The following is an 18,214-nucleotide window of genomic DNA, read 5'->3' as shown; positions in this document are numbered from 1 at the left end:
CCTGGCGCAGGGTCTGGATTGCCTCGCGCTGCTGCCGGGGGGAGAGCCGATCCAAGTCCTTGCTCAGCGCCAGGGCCGCGATGTTGCTGCGAGCCTCCGGGGATTGCCCGTGACCCCGGGCCGTCGCCAGGAGCCGGGCCTGTGTCCCACGCGGCAGCTGGCGGAAGTTCTCGTTGGAGCGGAGCCTGTCCACCAGGTCCGCGGTTCGCTGGGGAGAGTGCTTGGACTCGAAGACGTCCCGCCGATCATGGCCGGACGCACGAGCCTGGGGCGGGGGCTGGGGGCGACGCTCCGGGGCCCGCGAAGAGGGCGGTGGGGACCGACGGGCTGGGCTCTCCGCCGGATGCGAGCGATGTGCACGATGCCGATCAACGCGTGAACCCATCAAGCCCTCGTTGCAAACCTGTGGCACACCGATGGCGGCCCGACACCGCCACCCAGGTTCTCAGTCTTCAGGAAATAAAGTTGTGTGAGGTCGCCACGATTCCGGAAATAGCCTGATCTCCTGCCTGGCACCAGACACTCCTCGCGTCGGCCAGGTGGCACAGCTTGTGGGTAGAGGTGTGAGCAGAGCCCCGGGTTGCATCTGTCGCGGCAAGTCCATGATCAAGGCGTGGAGTCTTTGAGGGCTGGGCCAGGCCCACCGCGAGCGGGCTCCACGAGCAGCTTGCCGTCCTGAATGACGATGATGCTGCGGATCTCCTTGTACTCGTTGTGGGCAATGCGGTCCTTGAGCACCTGGAGTCGATCCCGATCGTAGCGGGCCTGGCTGAGCTCCCAACCAGGATCAGTCCGAGCGAATGGGTCACGTTCATGGATGGAGCTCCAGCCTGCCATGCGCGGCGGCCGGGGAGAGGATGGCCGCACTCAGCTAGCACTCCCCGAGAGAGAGGCGCTTCAGGGTAAAATGGAGCGTGGAGGGCGGGCATCGCCTGGGTGGGCGGCAGGCGAAGGAGCAGCCCTCCTAAGGCTGCTGGCTCTCAGGGCGAGCCGGCGAACGCAGGCTTGAAGTTCAGGTAGCCGCTTCGTAACCTAGCCTCAAGGCTTGCCCTATGAACCCGATGCTAACGGCTGAAGATCTCTGGCCTCTCGTGCAGAAGCTTCCCCATGACGAGCAGGTCCGTCTGGCGAAGCTTGCGCTGCGAGCAGCCGCGAGGAGCGGCGGTTCGGATGCCGAAATCTACCGTGCCAGCCCTCCGGGCAAGGAGGAGTTCTCCTCCGAGGAAGAGCCCCTGGCATGGGAGGCTGAGGGCTGGGACGAGTTCGATGCGTCGCGGTGAGATTCGGTGGTACACGTTCGCCGCGCCGGACAAGCGCCGACCCGTGCTGCTTCTGACGCGCACCGAGGTCATCGATGCGCTGAACGAGATCATCGTCGTGCCTGCCACGCGCACCATCCGCGGGCTCGAGACGGAGGTACTGCTGTCGCCGGAGGATGGCATGCCGACGGCCTGCTCCCTCAACTTTGATCATGTGAGTCTCGCTCAGCGCTCGCGCCTCGGGGCTTCCATTGCCACCTTGCCTCCTGCTCGTTGGCCAGAGGTAGAACGAGCGCTGCTCATCGCGTGCGGCTTCTCTGCCTCCGTCCGTGGGCGATGAGCGTCGCTCACTCGGAGGCATGGAGCGCCCACAGTCCGACGGGACAGCAGCTCCGCCTCGCCTAGAAAAGTATCGGAGGGATGGAGGCCCTGTTGCGGGCGGCGGCTTGTGCAGGGAGGCTGCGGAGGGCACCTGCGAGGGCAACTGCCGTGGCCAGCAAGGCCGTGCGCCGCGCCAGTGCTTTTGGCCGTGCAACCCCTTGGGGCACACGCCGACCCTTGCCGCCCTTGCCATGAGGACGCAGCAGGCGATGGGCCAGGGCTTGAGCCTCAACACCAGAAGCTTTGGGGTGGCCCTCGCGCCGGGGCCAGGCTCGCACATGCCGTGGGCAAGACCAGGTGCTCCACAATCGCCCGCACCCCTCGTGCTGCCTTCAGGTACGTCAATACCCTTAAGCCTGCCTCCACACCTGACGCAGGCGAACACGTCGAAGTCGAACGTCCTGCTCAGGACCTGTGCCCAGTCCACTGGCGGCGTCCTCCGCTTCATCCGCTCCTTGCTGGCCGCTGCCTCAAGCCCCGCGCTTGCCTCCTCCGCACCTGCTTGGGGGAACTCCGGGCTGCGGGCTCCTGAGCCAGACCACGCTCCGTTCGTCAGGCTTCAGCGTTCGGCGCCGGCGCGCTCCAAGAGGCGTTGGCGAGACTCTGATCGAGTGCGTCAGGCCCCGGGCGCGCTGGTAGGCGGTTGCTGGGCCTTCAGCTCCACGAGCCGCTGGTGCACTTCGTTCATGTCCAGTGTGCGGTCTGCCGGCCTGCGTCTTGTCCACGGAGAGTGCCAGTCCCCCTTAGAGCGTCTTTCAGAATTAAGCCGACGCGGGATTCCCCCGAGGGGGCAGCCCCTCGGGCTTTAATTTTGAAACACGGTCTTAGGGAGGAGAGCCCTCTCATTGCACTCGGGGGAGGGTTGCTCCGGCTGTGCACCTCAGCAGGCCCCACAGATGCTGAGACGATTCACGGGTTGCGGTAGCAGTCCGTGTCGGCGTTCCAGTTGACGGGCGTGCCCATGTCCACCACCTCGAAGTCGGTAACTGCCAGCGAAGCCAGCGCCAGGTCATTGGTGATGCCCACCTCGCTCCACTTATGGGTGGTGAAGCGGTCGCTGGCCAGCATGAGCGGGATGTTGCCTCCATCGGCGAGGAACATCCCGTAGCGCTGCAAGGCTTTCGCGATCGTGCGTGCCCCGGGCGCGGTCAGGCTGTTGACGTTGAAGCTGGCCTTGAGGCGCAGGCGAACACCATAGGGCGGCAGGTTGGGTCCGCCGTTGGTGGGAAAGGTGGAGTGCGTTGCAGGCGGCCGTTAGATGCCATCGCGGATGCGCTCGTTGGGGAGGGTGAATCGCAGCGCGTGTCTCACCTCCCCAGAGTACACCTCGTCGGCGTTGGCGAGCATGGCTGCGATAGGAAAGCCGGCGCCGTCAGCCGACGAGCACCCACGACCGCGCGGCGTGCTGCCGTACGCCCTGGTCAGATCCCACACCGCCGCGCAGCCACCGCGAAACTGAGCCGTGCTGGTCCCGGTGATGTGGGCCCTCCACATCTCATAGAGCCGCTTGCCTGGCACATCGACGACCAGCAGGTGGCAGTCGCCGTCGCTGGTGCACGCAAAGCCGGGGTCCCCTTCGATCGCGCCGGTGGTCGGGACGGGCATGGGCACGTTGTCGCAATCGGGCGAATAGAAGTCGGAGATAGGCGTGAACGCGCGGAACGGCATGCCCGCCGGGCCGTTGAGCACCACCAGGCTGCGGTCGGTCCGGAAATTCCCTGAGCCCCAGCCATCCGCGCCGCTCAGCGCGTTGATGATGGCGTCCGACTCGGAGTGCTTGGTCAGCCTGGAGACATCGGTGGTCCACGGGTGGCATCGCTCGAACAGTTGGCCCTCCGCGCAACCGCCGTCGGTGCCTCCTGCTCCAGCGTCGGCGCCTGCATCCACTTCTGGCTCGGTTCCCCCGTCTTCGCCTCCATGATGCGTCCCGCCCCCACCCGAACAGCCCGTCATCGCCATCAGCATCAAGAGCGCCAGTGTTCGCATGAAAGAGGAGAGTGGAGATCTTCTCCCAGTAGGTCAACTCGGAGGGCCCCGCCCCGCAGGGCTGCGGCGAGAGCAGTGATCTGGAAGTGTCTCTGGCCAGCGAGGCCCTGAATAACGAGAGCGATCTCATCCGGCCCCAGCTCCGGCAGCGCTGACGGGTAGAGGCATCGAACGGATACCTATGTACCGGGGCAAGCCATGCCTCTCGCCAGAAGTCTCCGGCAGCAGGTTCGATTCCCGCAGCCTCCACTCATCAGCTCGGCGCGATGCGCCTGTTCGAGTCTGACATGGTCCTGTGTGCCTTCCTGCTGCGTCGCCCATAGTGGCGTGCCGAGCCCGAGTCATCCCAGCAAGGAAGTTCCTTGAGGCGGAAGGTGAGGGGCTCAGACCCTGCCGCCGGTCACACCCCGCGTCGAAGCCGAGGCTCGGTGTCTCCAGCACGGTAGACTGAGGTGATGAGCCGCTCTCTCCTGGCCCTCTCCTCGATCTTCGTGCTCGCCGCCGGGAGTTCACGGCACCGGAAAAGATCGAGGGCAATCTGCCCCACTACCCGCCCGCAGCACTCGTGGCGAGAGCCTTCGCCCTGATCGTCTTTCGCTGCCGCCTCGGAGTCGACGGAAGGCTTCGAGCCTGCGATGTGCTGGAGATGGCCCCCTATGGGCTCACGGAGGCAGCGATCGAGGCGCTCAAGACCCGGCGGTACCGGCTAGCCTTACTGGCAGGGCATCCCATTGATGTCTCCTACCTCCTCATGGTGCAGATGAGGCCCCGCGGCATGGAACTCAGCTCCGAGCGGCGGATGCAGTGGGTCCGGATGCGGACGGTCAAGGGTGCCCGCCCGTCGTCGAAGCAGGGACGGAGATCCTGGCTCTTGGTCCTACACCCTGCTGTTGAGTAGAAAAGAGAACCATTGCAGCCTCGCTGTAAACAGGCCTGACACCGGCAGAGGTTGGGAGGAACGTGTTGCGACTGGTGCTGCGGCCACCCGAGCGCGAGGGAAGGGCTTGGAAGCCCGGGAGGGCCGGGCTTCTGCTGATCCTGCCGGGGCTCATGGCCATCGTGGGATGGCTGTGGGTGGGCTCCGCGCGCGCCGAGGAGGAGCTCTGGTTTGCGGGCGCTCGCACCCGGCCCACCGAGTTCCGGCTGAGCATTCCCGAGGCGGATCACTACCGCCCCTATGAGCCGTCTCCAGGCAAGGACGCCAGTGGGATACCGCCTCTTTCGCTGCGCGCGCTCGCCTCGCTCGAGAAGCGCCGAGGCGCGGTGGGAGTGGCTGCGGCTTTCTTCCTCCGGGGAGATCTGGGGCAGGCCTCTGCCCACCTCGCGGTCGCTCCCTCCTCGTTGGCGCGCGACCATGACCGCGCGGTCCTGGCGCTCGCCCGGAGTCATCACAGTGAGGCGTTGGCCCTGTTGGAGGATGTGCTGGAGGCGGAGCCGAACCACCCCCAGGCGTTGTGGAACCAAGGGTTGGTGCTGAGCGCCATGGGGTTGCCGCTGCTCGCGGAGCAGTCCTTCGTGAGCGTGGCCCAGCTGCGAGAGCCAGGCTGGAGCGAAGAGGCCGAGCGCCGGGCCCTGGAGCTGCGGGCACAAGCCAGAGCTCGGGTCCAAGCCTGGCGGGCGGCCCGTGATGCCGCCCTTGCGAGGGTGGAGGATCCCAATGCGCCCCTGCCGGTGGAGCAGGCGCGTGCCTATCCCGGTACCCTCCGCGGGCTCTTTTACGAGCTGGTCCGGACCGCCCCGAGCCGTGAGCAGGCCTTGGCCCTGTTGCCGCTCGCCGAGGTGCTGCAGCCGGCTGGGGGAGGCTCGCCGCTGCGGGACTACGTCCTGCGTGTGGCGGAGCGGGACTTCTCCCTCCGAGCACCTCTTGCGCGCGAGTACGCCCTCCTGGTTCGTGAGCGGCACCCAGAGCCCCGCGCGCTTCTCGGGCGGCTCCGAGCCTCTGGCGAGAGGGACATCCTCCTGGGCGCCGTGATGCTGGCGCGAGGGCAGCCCCGGCAGCCTGAAGAGCTCCAGGCGCTGGCGCGCGAGTGGGAGGATCCGTGGATCCAAAGCGTGGTCGAGGAGGCGGTGGCGCTCCTGGAAGAGACCGCGGGTCAGCTCCACCGCAGCGAGCGGCGTCTTCTGGATGCGCTCGCGGCCTGCCATGCGCCGGGGCTCGCCGGGCGCTGCATCGATCTCCAGCTCATCCTGAGCCACATCTATACCGCCCACAACCGGCTCACGGAGGCGGAGGAGCACGCGCGTGCGAGCAGGGACCAGGCGCGATCGCTGGAGGAGTGGGCGCGCTACGCCTCTTCGATGCTCTCGCTCGGACAGGTGCTTCGGTTCCGGGTCGACATCGTCGCCGCGCGAGCCCACCTGCTCGAGGGGCTTCAGGTCATCGGAGAGGAGTGCAAGCTCCGCAACTATGTCTACCGCAACCTGTCCTCGCTCTCCATGTTGCGCTTCCGGAGCGAGGCTGCGCGCCGGGAGCTGGATCGGGCGATGGAGTGTGGGCCGGCAGTGGCGCTGACGGGGGCGTGGATCCTCTCGGAGCTTCATCGGCTCGCGCCGCGCCCCGATGACGAGAAGCTGCTGCGGCAGCAGCTCGAGCGGGTCTCCCCGTCCAGCGAGCCTCCGGGCCGACGGGTGCTGGCCACGCTCATCGAGGGCCGCTTCAAGATCGCGCAGGATCGCCCGGCCGGCGAAGCCCTGCTGCGGCGTGCCATCGAGGAGGGCCGCCGTCTCGGCCGGACGGACATGAACGCCCGGGACGCGGTCGCCCTGGCCTACCACGCGCTGGCCGTGAATGCGGGCCACGTCCAGGACTTCTCCAAGGCCCTGGCCTGGGTGGCTGAGGAACTCCAGGTCCCCGTCCCCAAGGACTGCGTGCTGGCCGCCGTGGTGGACTCCGAGCGAACCGTCGTCGTCGTCCGCGGCCCCAGGGGCGACGAGCATGGCGCTTATGATGCTACTCGCCGCGAGCCACTGGGAGAGGATCTGACAGGCCTGGTCCCGCCCGAGCTGGTGGCACGGCTGCGAGGTTGCGAGCACGTGGAGGTTCTGGCCCCGTCGCCGTTGGACAGCCGCTCGGGCCTGCTTCCCCAGGAGCTGGCATGGAGTTACCGCCTCAGCGCCGTTATCCCGGAGCCGCCTCGCGCGCAGTCGTCGCGTCAGCTCGTCGTTGCCAATGTGGAGGCACCTCCCTCCTTGAAGTTGCCTCGCCTGCCTCCCTGGGACTCCTCGGTGGCTTCTCCCGGGCTCCGCGAGGAGCTGGTGGGGGTCTGGGCCACTCCCTCCCGAGTGCTGGCGGCGATGAAATCAGCCACGGAGATCGAGATTCATGCGCATGGGCTGATCAACCGGAGCATCTCCGAGTCTGCACTGATCGCTCTGACGCCGGAGCCCGAGGGCCGCTATGCGCTGACGGCCGAGGAGATCCAGCATGAGCGGCTGGAGGGCACACCGGTGGTGGTGCTCGCCGCCTGTGGTGCAGCCCGGCTCCCCCCCTTCATCCATCAGAACGCCTCGCTGCCCAGGGCCTTCATCGCATCCGGGGCCCGGGTGGTGCTCGCGGCCACGGCGGACATTCCAGACTCGGCGGGCCGGTTCTTCGAAGCAGTGCTCGCTCGCATTCGCGCGGGTGCCACCCCCGCTGCAGCCCTGCGCGATGAGCGCCTGCTCCTGCGGCAGGCGGAGCCTGGCGCCCGCTGGGTCGAGAGCGTGTTGCTGTTCCAATGACGCGAAGTACGCAATGACGAGGAGCTGAGATGAACAGAGAATGGCCGCCCATCGATGTGCACAGCGTGCACTTCCAGTTTGAAGGGAGCGGAGCCCTGCCTCTGCTGGATCCCATGACAGGCGAAAAGCTGGGCGCTCGACCCGAGTGGATCAAGGGGGTGCGCAACGAGCCGGTGGCCTACAAACGCGGGAGTATTCCGTCTGTTCGGCTCGGCCTGATGGCTCAATATCTCTTCGTTCCGGAACAGATTCAGATCCGCGCAGAGGGACTGCCCCTGGACGAGAACTCCCCAGCACCCAGTTCCAAGCCCATCGTCTGGATCAAGCCTCAGACCGTCAAAATCATTAAACGAGCCACCTACTTCGACGTGCTTGAGAAGCACACAGCAGACAGCCAGAGCAGGGAACGCAAGGTTTTCTGGTTTAGCCAGCCACTGCCAGACCGGATTGGCAAGTACACGCTCCGCCTGCGCTGGATCGCGACGTGGAAGGACGAGGACAAAGACATCGAAGTGATCATCAGTGAGACGCAGCACACCTTGTGTACCACGTGGGAGCTCCCGATCTATGACAATCGCATGAAGGGCCAGACCTACACTCCGCTCATGCTTTGGACCTCGGAGTGGTGCGCCGGCCAGAACGAGGGCAAAGCGATCTGCGACGCCATCATCAAGAACCTGCCCTCGACCAACCTACGCTATGGCGTACCGGGCTGGGAGGTGCGCTACATGTTCATGACAGGAGGCGGCATGTGTGGGGGGTGGTGCCAGATGTTCCAGCGGATGGCGGGTTGTCAGGGCGTCGTTGTGGAGGGGAGGACGTTCCGCCCCAAATATAACAAGCGGCTCCCGACACCTCCGATGGACATCGCCTGGGTCGCTTTCGCCTGCACCTCGCCGGGACTCAACCAACTCCAGCCCTCGTGGCTCATCCGATTCCGGGCGGACTTCCCGGTGGAAAGGGAGGCCTATCCCCCCAGGCCGGAGCCACAGCCGGACGGCTTCCCCAGATTGACCGAGAACAGATACTGCTTCCCCGTCGATGGAACGGATGGACACAGCATCAACTTCCTCGTCAAGGACGGGAAGACTGTCTACCTCTATGATCCGTCCTTCATGAGCGAGGCGATCGAGATCGACATGCCGCTGCCAGACGTCGACACAGAACAAGAGATGGGCCAGGACGCGGCCTTCCGGCGCCAGTACCTGGACAGGCTTTTCACGTGGTTCCTCATGACTGCACACATCGCGGGGACTCACGTACCGGTTGACCTGAACAAGAGGACGTATGGGCTCTCGGTCCTGACGACGCTCATTCCGCAGCTCTCCATCGAGTGGGATGCCTAGGTAGGAAGGGTGACCATGGACGACAATGCCCTGCTCGATCAGTTGAGACGATACGTTAGGAACGAGCCGCTGGACCCTTTGTGCGACTGGACGGTCCTCCTCGATGCGCTGGAGGTCGCACGCGACCGAGCGAATGCGCCGGGTGTGCTCAGCGAACTGGAGCTGCTGTTGGAGTTTCTGGATCAGCGGCGGCCTATTCCTCAGAAAGAGGACACGCTGGTGCCTCACGCCATGCCACCCGAAGAGATGCTGATGTATGACGCCATCAAGGCTGTGATCGCGCATCCGGCGCTTGGACAGGAGCATGAAACGAGGTTCCAGGAGAGCCTTCAGCGCATCCTCGACGAGGCCAGCTCTCCCGCCCTGAGCCATCTCGCCCGGAAGCACTTGAAGAAGGCGTAGGTCACTCCCGAGGGTATGGAGTAGGAACTGCTTCCCCAGGCTCCGGGCTCCGCCAGGAGGTGTTGGGCTCGGGTGCGGCAAAGGCCTCGAAGGACACCCAGAGGCCAGGCTCCAGGGCGAGGCTCCGAAACCACCAGCCCACGGGGATCATCACCAGCTCAGGGGTCTCCAGCGCGACTTCGAGGCACAAGGGCGCGGAAGCCTGAGCAGGGCTGGACTGCTCGGGGGACAGGCCACCGCGGAGGCGGGCGAGCTCGAAGGAGGGAATGAGCTGGAGGCTCCGCCGCCCCGAGAGCGGGCCGAGCAGCAGGTTCCTCCGAGCAGGGATCGGCGGGGGCCCGGCTCCCACTGCCTCAAGCCACAGCCGAGCCCCACTCGCGTGCAGTCCCTCGGCGGTGTACCCGCGCGGGGGGAGGAGCACACTGGCCAGGGGACGGAGGTCCTCCCGCTCCAGCAAGGGAGCGGAGGCCCAGCAGGCCAGCCCTGACTCACCCGCTGAGTTCCGGCGAGCCCACTCGCGCACAGTGAGGGGAGCTGTGGGAGTTCCCTCCAGGATGGGCTCCACTTGAAGCCCGTCCATCTGTCCGGTGACGCGCTTCCAGGTCCAAGTGCCCAGGGTGGATACGTCCTCCAAAGCGCCGCGCACCACCACGGGCTGGTTGCGGAAGTAGTAGCGCTCGAAAAACTCGCTGGGAGTGAGCTGCTGAGGGCGTGGCACCTGCTGGTGCGCTCCAGACTGCTCGAAGAGCTGGCGGTAGACCTCCAGCAGCCCCTCCAGCTTCCAGTGCATCTGCGCCGCCCGTAGCGCACCCTGAAGATAGGGATCGCGCAGCTCGACCGCCAGGGACGCGCGCGCCACTTCCTCCTCGACCCCCGCCTTCACCAGCGTGTTCACGAGCTGAGTGTGGGGCACACCGCGCAGCAGGTTCTCGGCGAGCCACTGACGCCACTCTGGCTCGAAGGGAGAGGTTTCATCCTCCGGGGGGAGCGAGTTCATGAGGGGCTGCCTTCCTTCGAGAGATGTCCTGGCTCGGCGGTGGACCGATCCAGAAAGGTTTCAGCCAGTGGTTGCGCTGGGGCAGCGCAAAGCGCACGAACGTCACGGAGATGCTCACCTCCAGGGACCGCACGGCATGCCACCAGCCCACGGGAATGAGCAGCGCATCCCCTGGACCGACGATCACGCTGGCCACATTCGCGCGCTGGAAGTCCGGGTAGCGCTCGGGCTGGGACGAGAGGATGTCCACAGCGCTGTAGAAGCCCCGGTCATTGTAGAGGCGTTGAATCTCGAAGGAGGGGATGAGCCAGAACCGCTTCCGCCCGTACACCTGGCAGAAGAGCACATTGATCTCATCGTGGTGAAGATTGGACAGCGTGCCAGCAGGTCCGAACCACAGGTGGGTGCTGTCTGGCTCGCGAAGGTCCGGGATGACGAAGCCGGCGGGAGCGCGGATCTCGTCCCGCAGAGCGGAGAGAGCTGGGTTCTGGAGCAGGTGGTTGCGGGCCACGAGGTAGAAGTCGTTCGTCTGCCGTGCGGCTCGGAGCCGCGCGACGAACTCGCGCATCCGGAGCGTCCTCACGAGCAGGTCGCCATGAAAGTCTGGATCGGTGATGGTCTCCCGGCCCGCCATGAGCTCCACCTCCACGTCGCCAAAGCGCTCCGCGAAGGACTCGGGAGACCAGTGGTTCGAGGCCGGCCAGTCCGAGAGCAGCCCCTCCATGACCACCGGCCGGTGTCGGAAGTAATACTGCTCGAAGAACTCCGCCGGAGAGAGCCGGACCCGGCGGTCGATCCGGCCTGCCTCCGGAGACTGCTGATGGAGCGAGGAATAGACATCCAGCAGCGCCTCGATCTCCTGACGGCGGGGAGCGAGTGGCCTCGCGGCCCTCACGGCGGGGTGAGCCGCGGCGGCCTCCAGCTCGGCGCGTGCCTGAAAGGGATCCACATCAAACTGGAGCAACAGGGCGAGGAGTTGCTCGGCGGAGACGCCCCGCGCGAGGTTCTCAGCGATCCACCTGCGTCGTTGGAACTCTCTGGGGCTCATGGCCATGAGCGTTGACAGGAAGGCATGGCCTTCCTATAGCAGACACAGGACATCTGCGAAGGAGCGGCCGTGAACAAGAAGCCAGGGTCGTCGGGAGGCAAGCCGAGGAAGCCGGGTGAGCCAGATCCATCGGTACCGGTCGTTGTTCCCAACCCGCATCCCGGTCACGGGACCGATGACGATTCCAAGGGCCCCACGCCCACTCCGCCGCCGTCGAAGCCCCCCATCAAGCCGAAGTGAGCGTCGTCGGGTCTGCCTGCTCGGACGCGTGGATTCGCCACGAGGGGAGCTTGCCCGGCAGATCGAAACAGGAGAAGGTCGCTGACACGCTGACGTCGAGCGCGTGGACCCAGTGCCACCATCCCACGGGGAGGAAGAGGATCTCCCCCGGCTCGAGCACCACGTCCAGGATGTCCGCCTCACAGTAGGCGGGGTAGCGCTCCAGGTCCGGTCGCAGGGCGTCCACCGCGCTCCAGAAGCGCTGCTGGTTGTAGACGCTGGCGATCTCGAAGATGGGGATGAGCTTGAACCGCTTCCGTCCGGACACCTGGCAGAAGAGGTGCCCGTTCAGATCGTGGTGCAGTTCCGTAACGGTGCCGGCCGGACCTACCCAGAGCCGGATGTCCTTGGGTCCCGGGGCCCGCAGGTAGCCAGGGATCGGCCGCACGTCGTCCAGCATTCCCCGGAGCTCCGAGCGTTCGAGGGCGAAGTTGCGAGCCGTGAGGTAGTAGTCGTTGCTCGGGCCCTGGGTGAGCAGCTTGTGGAGAAAGTCCCCCAAGCGGATCCGGGTGCGGAAGCGGTCCGGGGAGATGTCATGCCCCGGATCCGTCTCCCGGCCGGACATGATCTCTACCTCCACGTCGCCGAACCGCTCGGTGAGCCGCTCCGGGCGCCAGCACTCCAGGGCGGGCCAGTGATTCATCATCCCCTGAAGCACCACGGGCCGGTTGGGGAAGTAGTAGCGCTCCAGGAACTCGTGGGGCGGGAGGTTCTGCCGGCGCTCCAGGCGCTGGTGCCACCCGGACTGGCGGTGCAGCGCCGTATACGACTGGAGTAGAGACAGGAGCTCGCCGAGCTGCCGGGTATTCCGGGCTCCCTGCTGCACCAGGGGGTGCCTCCTGGCGGCTTCCACCTCCTCCCGGGCTTCCGCGGGAGCCAGGCCGAGCTGTTCCAGTCGGGCCACCAGTCGCTCTGGCGCCACCCCTTGAACGAGGTTCTCCGCCAGCCAGGCCCGTTGCTTGCGAGAGCGGGGGGGTGCGAGGTCGTGGGACATGGAGGCTCCTGGCCCATGTCAATGGGCCTGGCAGGCAGAATAGGCTGTGTCGCCAAGGGCCATGAAGATGCTTCCCAAGAAATCCGGCCGCCTCCGTTCTAGAGCCGGAGGATTTTCCGGGGCATTTTCCGATGGCGAGGGCGGGTGTGCAGCTGATGGTCGCGCTGATGCCGAAAGAGTCTCACCAGTTCGAGAAGCTCAGCCGTGACTACCGTCCCCTGCTGCTGAGCCTGGCTCGGAAGCTGAGCAGCCGGGGCTCGGTAGAGCCGGAGGATCTGGTGCAGGAGACACTCGCACGCGCGCTGCAGGAGTTCGACAAGCTGGCCTCTGCCAGTGACGCGGCGCGCCGAGGGTGGTTGTGCACGACGCTCACCAACCGGTTCTTCGATCTCTACCGCCAGCGGCGCGCGGAACAGGAGCAGCTCCCCGGGCTGCGCCTAGTTCAATCGGAGGCGGTCTCCCCGGAAGAGGGCCTCGAGGAGAAGTGGGGGGAGTTCTCCTCGGAGCAGTTCCGTGCGGCGGTCGGCCGCCTGAAGCCGAAGCATCGTGAGGCCTACGAGCTGCACGCTCAGGGGCTGCGCTATCGGGAGATCGCCCAGAAGCTGGGTGTCCCGACGGGTACCGTGGGCGCCTGGATCTCCGAGGCCCGTCGGGAGCTCCGGGGGCTCCTCACTGAAGCGGATCAAGGACGGCGCTCATGAGTGGCCTCTGCGACAACCTCGACCTCTTCGTGGATGAGGAGCTGGAGCCCTCCGAGGCGGAGCGCTTCCGCATTCACGTGCTCGGCTGTGCCTCCTGTGAGGCACGGCTGAGGGAGGCCCTCCATCTGGAGATGATGGCGGCGGCTGCCTATGCCGAGGGCGAGCCCGAGGCGCCACGGGCGCACATCCAGCCCCTTTGGAAGCGCAGTTGGGGGCGCCGGGGCGCTGGCCTGGTTGCACTGGCCGTCTCGCTTGTGGCGCTCGTGTACTTCACCACACGACAGCCCACGGCAGATCTGGACTTCTCTCCGGGCGCCACACGCCCCTTGGAGGCCCGGCTGAGCCATCCTTCCCTGGCGCGTCACCGCCCCTATGTGCCCATGCGGAGTGGGGAGGCCAGCGCGCAGGCACTGTCGCTGGAGGAGCTCGCCAGGAGGGAGGAGCAGGGGGATCTGGCGGGGGTCGCCACCGCCTACCTGCTCCAGGGGGCCCCCGGGCAGGCTGCGGCCTTCCTCGAGCGCATGTCTCCCTCTGCCGAGCGTGCCAATGATCTCGCGGTCCTCCGGCTCCAGACCGGGGCGCCTGCGGAGGCGCTCGTCCTCTTGCGAGGCGTGTGGGCCGTCCAGCCACGCGATGACCAGGCGATGTGGAACCGAGCCTTAGCCCTGCGGGAGCTGGGGCTGGCGCAGGAGGCGGAGGAGGCCTTCGCGGAGGTGGCGGGGCGGGGGGAACCCGGCTGGAGCGAGGAGGCGCAGCGGCAGGCGGAGGCGCTTCGCAAGCTGCGGCTGGGGCGCCAGGCCCTCCAACAGCAGGAGGTGGAGGCCTTTCTGCAGCGCCTGTCTCAGCCGGGGGAGGATCTCCGACAAGAGGCGCGTCGGCACCCCGAGGTGGCCCGGATGGCGCTCCATGAGGCGGCGCGCTCGGCTGTCAGCGGGGAGCAGGCCCGAGGGTTGCTCCCACTCGCGGAGGAACTGGATCGTCTCGCGGGCGGTGCTGCCGTGCTGGGGGACGTCGTACAAGGCGTGGCGGGACGAGACTTCGCGATCCGGGCTCCCCTGGCCCGTGAGTACGGGCGGTTGCTGCGGGGCGAGCTGACCGATCCCGCCGCTCTGGTGGAGCGCTTGCGGAAGTCCGAGGAGCGAGACGTGCTGCTCGGGGCGTTGCTGCGCACCGGTCTGGGCGAGCCCTCGGAGCTGGCGACACTCGCTGTGGATCTGCCGGAGCCTCGCTTCCGCCTCAAGGCCGAGCGGCTGCTCGCGCGGCATGAGGAGGCCCAGGGCCAGCGAGTCCAGGCAGAGGAGCGGCTGCTGAGAGTGGTTCAGTCCTGCAGGGCGCTCGGCCTCGACGCGAGCTGCTCTGAAAACGCGTTCTGAAAAAAAGAACGATAATTCCTCTCCAAGAAAAGCCGCGCGCGCCGTTCTGAGAGTACTCAGTTCATGTTCGCCGCCGCGTTGCTCTTCGAGCAGCGTGCGGCCCCCGTGTCATCCCCGAAGGGAGTGTTACATGATGCGTCACTGCTGCTTCATCCTCTTCGTGATCATTCAACTGGGAGCAAGTGCAGCCCTGGCCGACATCGACTACTTCGGGCGCGGCCCGACAAGTCCGACAGATGACGCATTCTTCGAGTTGATGGATGGTCCCGATGCGCCTCTTCGAGCCCGCTTGCAAAACCCAGTGGAAGTCGAACTCCAAGGTACTGGCGCGTATGGAATAGACTCCACTGCCCTGGGCACGAGTCTCGATGCCATGGTGACGTTCACGTACAAGTCGGTCAAAGCATGGGCTCCCACGCTTCTCTTTACGATTCGAGGAACAGATCTCCTTGAGGACTCGCGCGATAGCAACGGCGACTTCGGCCTGCGAGTAGGTCCGGATCTCTGTTCAAAGAAGAAAGACAAGGAGTTCGCCTTCACCTGCTTCGCGCAGGTCAAAGCGACTGGGCTGGGGGGCGAGGTCGGCGGAAGTGCGGATCTCGGGGCGAAATACCGGCTGATAGCCTTAGGGCTCGACTTCTCGCTGCAAGCTGGGCCTCGCGTCGGATCGCTCGGGTGGGGGTACGGCACCCGCCTTGCCGTCGGCTACGGCTACTTGGTGCGGCCCGAAATGCTTCTGTCATTGAGGGCCTCCATGACCGCTGGTGCAAAAACCTTCGTTGCTCCGGCCTCGAAAGCGGGAGCGGAACTCGTGTTCCAGCCTTCGACGAAGCTGAAGTTCGGTCTGATGGTGCAACAGCCCGTCTTTGTCCACGAGCGTCCCATGGAGGTAGGCAGTTGGCTCGCTTACACCCTCTAGTGCCGTTGCCTTCGAGATGGGGCTTCGCCGTAGGACTTGCCTGCCTCATGGGCTGTGAGCGTCAGCACGAAGCCCCGCTCGCCTCGGCTCCGGAGGAACTGACGGCAGCACAGGCCTATCTCTCCGAGCTCGGCTACTTTCAGATGCAGCACCTTCCGATCAGCGGAACCGTGGACGAACAGACCTGGCGCGACTTCGACAAACCCCGCTGCGGCATTTCGGACCTTGACGCGTCTCACTTCTGGAAGAGCGGGCCGCGCGCACCTGCACGCTGGGAGAAGAGCACGGTGACCCTCGCGGTCGATCCCGATGCCCCGGGCTGGACGCGAGACGTCGCTCGTGAGGCAAGCAGGGTCTGGCAGTCGCAGGTTCCCTTGTCGCTCCAATGGGTGGACGCATTCCATACGGCTGACATCCAGATTTCCTTCACGCCTGATCGCCACGGCGACGGCGCGTCGCTCCAGCCGCCAACGGTCGCGCATGCGTTTGCTCCAGGAACGCGCTGGAGTGGGAACGTACACTTCAGAGCAGCGACGAAGTGGGCCTCGACCATGACCCAGGGAGTGCTCGACTTGCAGACCTATATGATTCACGAGCTTGGCCATGCACTCGGGCTTGGCCACTCGTCTGAGTCAGCCTCGATCATGAGAGCGCAGCCTCGGAATGGCCAGCGCGAGCTCTCTCCGCGAGACATCGTTGCGATCAAGGCATTGTATTCGAGGCATGACTGACAAGTACCGAACCGCGCACCAGCGGTACCTGCACATTTTCCCCAACCACCTCATAGGAACAGGCCATGCCAGATCAGGTATTCGAAACCATCCTCAGCGACTCCAACGGGTCCTATCCGTACCGGCTCGCGGTCAACGAGAAGGACCGGACCGGCGAGATGATCATCCCCGGCGACAAGTCCTACAAGCTGAAGACGCTCCGGCGCCTGGCTCAGTGGAAGATCGACGCTTGGCTGATGCTCAACTCGATCACTCTCAAGTGCGTGGTCGAACTGGTCGATCAGGGTGGCGGGTTCATCTGCGTGATGAGCCTCGCCGGTTCCCCCAGGAGGTACGCCACACCGGACGCCAAGGCTTTCGCCGACTTCCTTGCTGCCCTGAAGCTCCCCAAGCGAGGGGAGCAGGTGGAAGACAATGAGGAATCACTCAGCCTGCTCATGGGAGCCAACGCAGACGAGGACGCAAGGGACTACGTCGTCCTTGAGTCCAGAGTCGTGCCCAACCTCTGCGCATTTGGAAGCGGCTATGTCTTCTGCAAGAACCGGCACGCGAAGCGGTGCATCCGAGTGACGATCAAGACCCGGTGGATCTACGAAGGGCAGCAACACTCGTCCTATGAGGACCTCTTCGTGCGGGGCCGAGCTGAAGAAGGTGTCGGCTGCGTGATCCCTGGCCCAACGGGCCAGCGATTCGACCGGGAGATTCACTCCGCCGTGTTCGTCAACTGCTGAGCTCGCGAGAGCGACCGTTCCGAAGCGCTCCCTCGAACGGGGCGGAGCCGAAGCCGTGGGGCGAGGCCTCCAGGCATCACTCACGTACGCCAGCACCCTCCTGGGGCCTCCACAGCGCGAAGACTCCGGGCGCTCCTAGCGGAGGGTGACAGAGAGCCGGTAGTCGAAGGTCTCCTTGCCGGCGGCCGCGTCCGGCCTGGACCGGACACGGAGGTAGTAGTTCCCAGCCGGCAGGTTGCCCGCCTCGGAGTACCAAAAGTCCCGTCCGTTAATCATGGAGCAGCTGCCCTGGCCCCCGAAGGTATCTGAGACGAGCTCTGTCCCGGCCTCATTGAACAGCGCCAGCTCCGACTCCATCTCGGAGTCGCTACAGCTCTTCGTGCCACCTTCGATGATCTCCGCCCGGATGGACTGGCCCTGGGTCACACTGAGCCGGAAGTAGTCCGCGTCCGTCGTGGCGGGGATGGAGCCAGAGATGACGCTGTCCGGGCCGCTCAGAGGGTTGGCACTCGCGCGCGTGTCGTTGCCCTCGGACTCGGTCCCCGCGTTGCTCTGGAACGCCACCTCCAGGAGGTAGGACTCCACCTGGTCCCCTCCCAAGCGCTCCATGCTCACGTAGTAGGCGCCCGCCTCCAGCGACAGGGTCAGTGCCGGGCACAACCCGAGTCCCCCGTCATCGTCCGACTCTCTCAGCGTGCGGTCCGTGTTCTCGAGCCACAGGATCGAATCCAGGCCGGACATGCACCGGCCGAGCCCTCCTTTGTAGCTCTCCAGACGGACGACCTGCGGGGCCTGCAGCTGCATCTTGTAGACATCCACGTCACTCGCCGTGGCGAGCGTGCTGGAGAAGCCCGTGGCGCCGGTGATGAGGACCGGCTGGGAGCCGCCTGCGCGGGCATCTGCCTCGGAATGAGTGTTGTTCGGCTCCACTTCGCCCTGCAGCCCTGGGACGCTGCACGTGCTGCTGCACCCATCTCCATTCGTCGTGTTGCCATCCTCGCAGGACTCCGGGAAGTCGAGGTGGCCGTCGCCACAGACCTGGACACGCTCGCAGGTGGCGGTGCAGTTCACGGTCCCGTCACACTCCTCGGAGCCCGTCACCGCGCCGTCACCGCAGAGCGCCACGTAGCGGATGAAGAGTGAGTAGGCAGGGATCGTCTCGCTGTAGGCGGTGACCCGGGCGAAGTAGGTGCCTGCGGGCAGCCTGCGCACTTCCCCGTCAACGGACGGGTCGATGGAGGAGCAACGGTTGATCCCTCCATCATCATCCGTGGAGAGGATCGTCGTCCCATCCGCGGCGACCAGCTCGAGCACCGTGTCGATGCTCTCGCAGGTCTCGGAGGAGCC

18 protein-coding genes and 1 pseudogene are annotated in these 18,214 nt (G+C 65.9%); 11 read left to right on the top strand and 8 right to left on the bottom strand.

What is annotated here, in order from left to right:
• A partial coding sequence (locus VD972_RS27170; protein ID WP_324991657.1) for a hypothetical protein occupies positions 1-385 on the bottom strand: 385 nt, incomplete at its 3' end.
• Positions 386-606: 221 nt separating this feature from the next.
• Positions 607-738, bottom strand: a complete 132-nt coding sequence (locus VD972_RS27165; protein ID WP_324991656.1) for a hypothetical protein — start codon at positions 736-738, stop codon at positions 607-609.
• A 353-nt stretch (positions 739-1,091) separates the two neighbouring features.
• Here VD972_RS27165 and VD972_RS27160 point away from each other — a divergent pair, with 353 nt between their 5' ends.
• Both VD972_RS27160 and VD972_RS27155 read left to right on the top strand, forming a co-directional pair.
• Positions 1,092-1,280: a hypothetical protein gene (locus VD972_RS27160; RefSeq protein WP_324991655.1), complete on the top strand. Its 189-nt coding sequence runs from the start codon at positions 1,092-1,094 to the stop codon at positions 1,278-1,280.
• Positions 1,267-1,599, top strand: a complete 333-nt coding sequence (locus tag VD972_RS27155; RefSeq protein WP_324991654.1) for a type II toxin-antitoxin system PemK/MazF family toxin — start codon at positions 1,267-1,269, stop codon at positions 1,597-1,599. The genes VD972_RS27160 and VD972_RS27155 overlap by 14 nt, the downstream gene beginning before the upstream one ends.
• Positions 1,600-2,549: 950 nt before the next feature.
• Here VD972_RS27155 and VD972_RS27150 read toward each other — a convergent pair.
• Together VD972_RS27150 and VD972_RS27145 are read right to left on the bottom strand one after the other, a co-directional pair.
• Positions 2,550-2,756, bottom strand: a complete 207-nt coding sequence (locus VD972_RS27150; protein WP_324991653.1) for a hypothetical protein — start codon at positions 2,754-2,756, stop codon at positions 2,550-2,552.
• A gap of 138 nt (positions 2,757-2,894) precedes the next feature.
• A complete protein-coding gene (locus tag VD972_RS27145) occupies positions 2,895-3,605 on the bottom strand; it encodes a hypothetical protein (RefSeq protein WP_324991652.1) in 711 nt (236 codons plus the stop codon).
• Positions 3,606-4,152: 547 nt separating this feature from the next.
• On the opposite strand from VD972_RS27145, the gene VD972_RS45565 reads away from it, so the two are divergent.
• The 4 genes from VD972_RS45565 (at position 4,153) to VD972_RS27130 (ending at position 9,094) form a co-directional block, all read left to right on the top strand.
• Positions 4,153-4,524 (top strand): energy transducer TonB, encoded by a 372-nt coding sequence (locus VD972_RS45565; RefSeq protein WP_414654139.1) that lies wholly within the window; start codon positions 4,153-4,155, stop codon positions 4,522-4,524.
• A 74-nt stretch (positions 4,525-4,598) separates the two neighbouring features.
• Positions 4,599-7,346 (top strand): CHAT domain-containing protein, encoded by a 2,748-nt coding sequence (locus tag VD972_RS27140; RefSeq protein WP_324991659.1) that lies wholly within the window; start codon positions 4,599-4,601, stop codon positions 7,344-7,346.
• 29 nt (positions 7,347-7,375) lie between these two features.
• Positions 7,376-8,692 (top strand): hypothetical protein, encoded by a 1,317-nt coding sequence (locus VD972_RS27135; RefSeq protein ID WP_324991651.1) that lies wholly within the window; start codon positions 7,376-7,378, stop codon positions 8,690-8,692.
• Between the two features lie 15 nt (positions 8,693-8,707).
• Positions 8,708-9,094: a hypothetical protein gene (locus tag VD972_RS27130; RefSeq protein ID WP_324991650.1), complete on the top strand. Its 387-nt coding sequence runs from the start codon at positions 8,708-8,710 to the stop codon at positions 9,092-9,094.
• 1 nt (position 9,095) lies between these two features.
• Here the strand turns inward: VD972_RS27130 and VD972_RS27125 are convergent, their stop codons facing one another.
• The 3 genes from VD972_RS27125 to VD972_RS27115 all read right to left on the bottom strand — a co-directional run bounded on the left by VD972_RS27125 (position 9,096) and on the right by VD972_RS27115 (position 12,412).
• A complete protein-coding gene (locus VD972_RS27125; RefSeq protein ID WP_324991649.1) occupies positions 9,096-10,091 on the bottom strand; it encodes a hypothetical protein in 996 nt (331 codons plus the stop codon).
• Positions 10,066-11,139 (bottom strand): cupin-like domain-containing protein, encoded by a 1,074-nt coding sequence (locus VD972_RS27120; protein ID WP_324991648.1) that lies wholly within the window; start codon positions 11,137-11,139, stop codon positions 10,066-10,068. Before VD972_RS27120 ends, VD972_RS27125 begins: the two co-directional genes overlap by 26 nt.
• A 226-nt stretch (positions 11,140-11,365) precedes the next feature.
• On the bottom strand, positions 11,366-12,412 hold the full coding sequence (locus VD972_RS27115; RefSeq protein ID WP_324991647.1) for a cupin-like domain-containing protein: 1,047 nt from the start codon (positions 12,410-12,412) through the stop codon (positions 11,366-11,368).
• Between the two features lie 155 nt (positions 12,413-12,567).
• On the opposite strand from VD972_RS27115, the gene VD972_RS27110 reads away from it, so the two are divergent.
• From VD972_RS27110 to VD972_RS27090, 5 genes are all read left to right on the top strand, one after another.
• A complete protein-coding gene (locus VD972_RS27110; protein WP_324991658.1) occupies positions 12,568-13,113 on the top strand; it encodes an RNA polymerase sigma factor in 546 nt (181 codons plus the stop codon).
• Entirely contained in the window at positions 13,110-14,486 is a 1,377-nt protein-coding gene (locus VD972_RS27105) for a zf-HC2 domain-containing protein (protein WP_324991646.1), read from the top strand. Before VD972_RS27110 ends, VD972_RS27105 begins: the two co-directional genes overlap by 4 nt.
• A 130-nt stretch (positions 14,487-14,616) precedes the next feature.
• Positions 14,617-15,405 carry a hypothetical protein gene (locus VD972_RS27100; protein WP_324991645.1) on the top strand — a complete coding sequence of 263 codons (789 nt, stop codon included), beginning with the start codon at positions 14,617-14,619 and terminating at the stop codon, positions 15,403-15,405.
• A gap of 47 nt (positions 15,406-15,452) precedes the next feature.
• Complete coding sequence (locus tag VD972_RS27095; RefSeq protein ID WP_324991644.1) at positions 15,453-16,136, top strand: matrixin family metalloprotease; 684 nt, start codon at positions 15,453-15,455, stop codon at positions 16,134-16,136.
• Positions 16,137-16,201: 65 nt separating this feature from the next.
• Positions 16,202-16,867: a hypothetical protein gene (locus VD972_RS27090; protein ID WP_324991643.1), complete on the top strand. Its 666-nt coding sequence runs from the start codon at positions 16,202-16,204 to the stop codon at positions 16,865-16,867.
• Between the two features lie 135 nt (positions 16,868-17,002).
• Here VD972_RS27090 and VD972_RS27085 read toward each other — a convergent pair.
• A pseudogene (locus VD972_RS27085) lies at positions 17,003-18,214 on the bottom strand (hypothetical protein); the annotation flags it as partial.

The sequence above is a fragment of the Hyalangium sp. genome, from assembly GCF_035629615.1.
Taxonomy (GTDB): Bacteria; Myxococcota; Myxococcia; order Myxococcales; family Myxococcaceae; genus Hyalangium.
Note: the sequence above shows the minus strand (reverse complement) of the source record. Positions and strands in the feature narration are given on the sequence as shown.

What these genes read in the sequence shown, in the direction of transcription:
- VD972_RS27135 (WP_324991651.1), top strand. Translation starts at nt 7,376, where the DNA reads ATGAACAGAGAATGGCCGCCCATCGATGTGCACAGCGTGCACTTCCAG.
- VD972_RS27100 (WP_324991645.1), top strand. Translation starts at nt 14,617, where the DNA reads ATGATGCGTCACTGCTGCTTCATCCTCTTCGTGATCATTCAACTGGGA.
- VD972_RS27110 (WP_324991658.1), top strand. Translation starts at nt 12,568, where the DNA reads ATGGTCGCGCTGATGCCGAAAGAGTCTCACCAGTTCGAGAAGCTCAGC.
- VD972_RS27145 (WP_324991652.1), bottom strand. Translation starts at nt 3,605, where the DNA reads ATGCTGATGGCGATGACGGGCTGTTCGGGTGGGGGCGGGACGCATCAT.
- VD972_RS27090 (WP_324991643.1), top strand. Translation starts at nt 16,202, where the DNA reads ATGCCAGATCAGGTATTCGAAACCATCCTCAGCGACTCCAACGGGTCC.
- VD972_RS27105 (WP_324991646.1), top strand. Translation starts at nt 13,110, where the DNA reads ATGAGTGGCCTCTGCGACAACCTCGACCTCTTCGTGGATGAGGAGCTG.
- VD972_RS27155 (WP_324991654.1), top strand. Translation starts at nt 1,267, where the DNA reads ATGCGTCGCGGTGAGATTCGGTGGTACACGTTCGCCGCGCCGGACAAG.
- VD972_RS27095 (WP_324991644.1), top strand. Translation starts at nt 15,453, where the DNA reads ATGGGCTGTGAGCGTCAGCACGAAGCCCCGCTCGCCTCGGCTCCGGAG.
- VD972_RS27130 (WP_324991650.1), top strand. Translation starts at nt 8,708, where the DNA reads ATGGACGACAATGCCCTGCTCGATCAGTTGAGACGATACGTTAGGAAC.
- VD972_RS27115 (WP_324991647.1), bottom strand. Translation starts at nt 12,412, where the DNA reads ATGTCCCACGACCTCGCACCCCCCCGCTCTCGCAAGCAACGGGCCTGG.
- VD972_RS27120 (WP_324991648.1), bottom strand. Translation starts at nt 11,139, where the DNA reads ATGAGCCCCAGAGAGTTCCAACGACGCAGGTGGATCGCTGAGAACCTC.
- VD972_RS27125 (WP_324991649.1), bottom strand. Translation starts at nt 10,091, where the DNA reads ATGAACTCGCTCCCCCCGGAGGATGAAACCTCTCCCTTCGAGCCAGAG.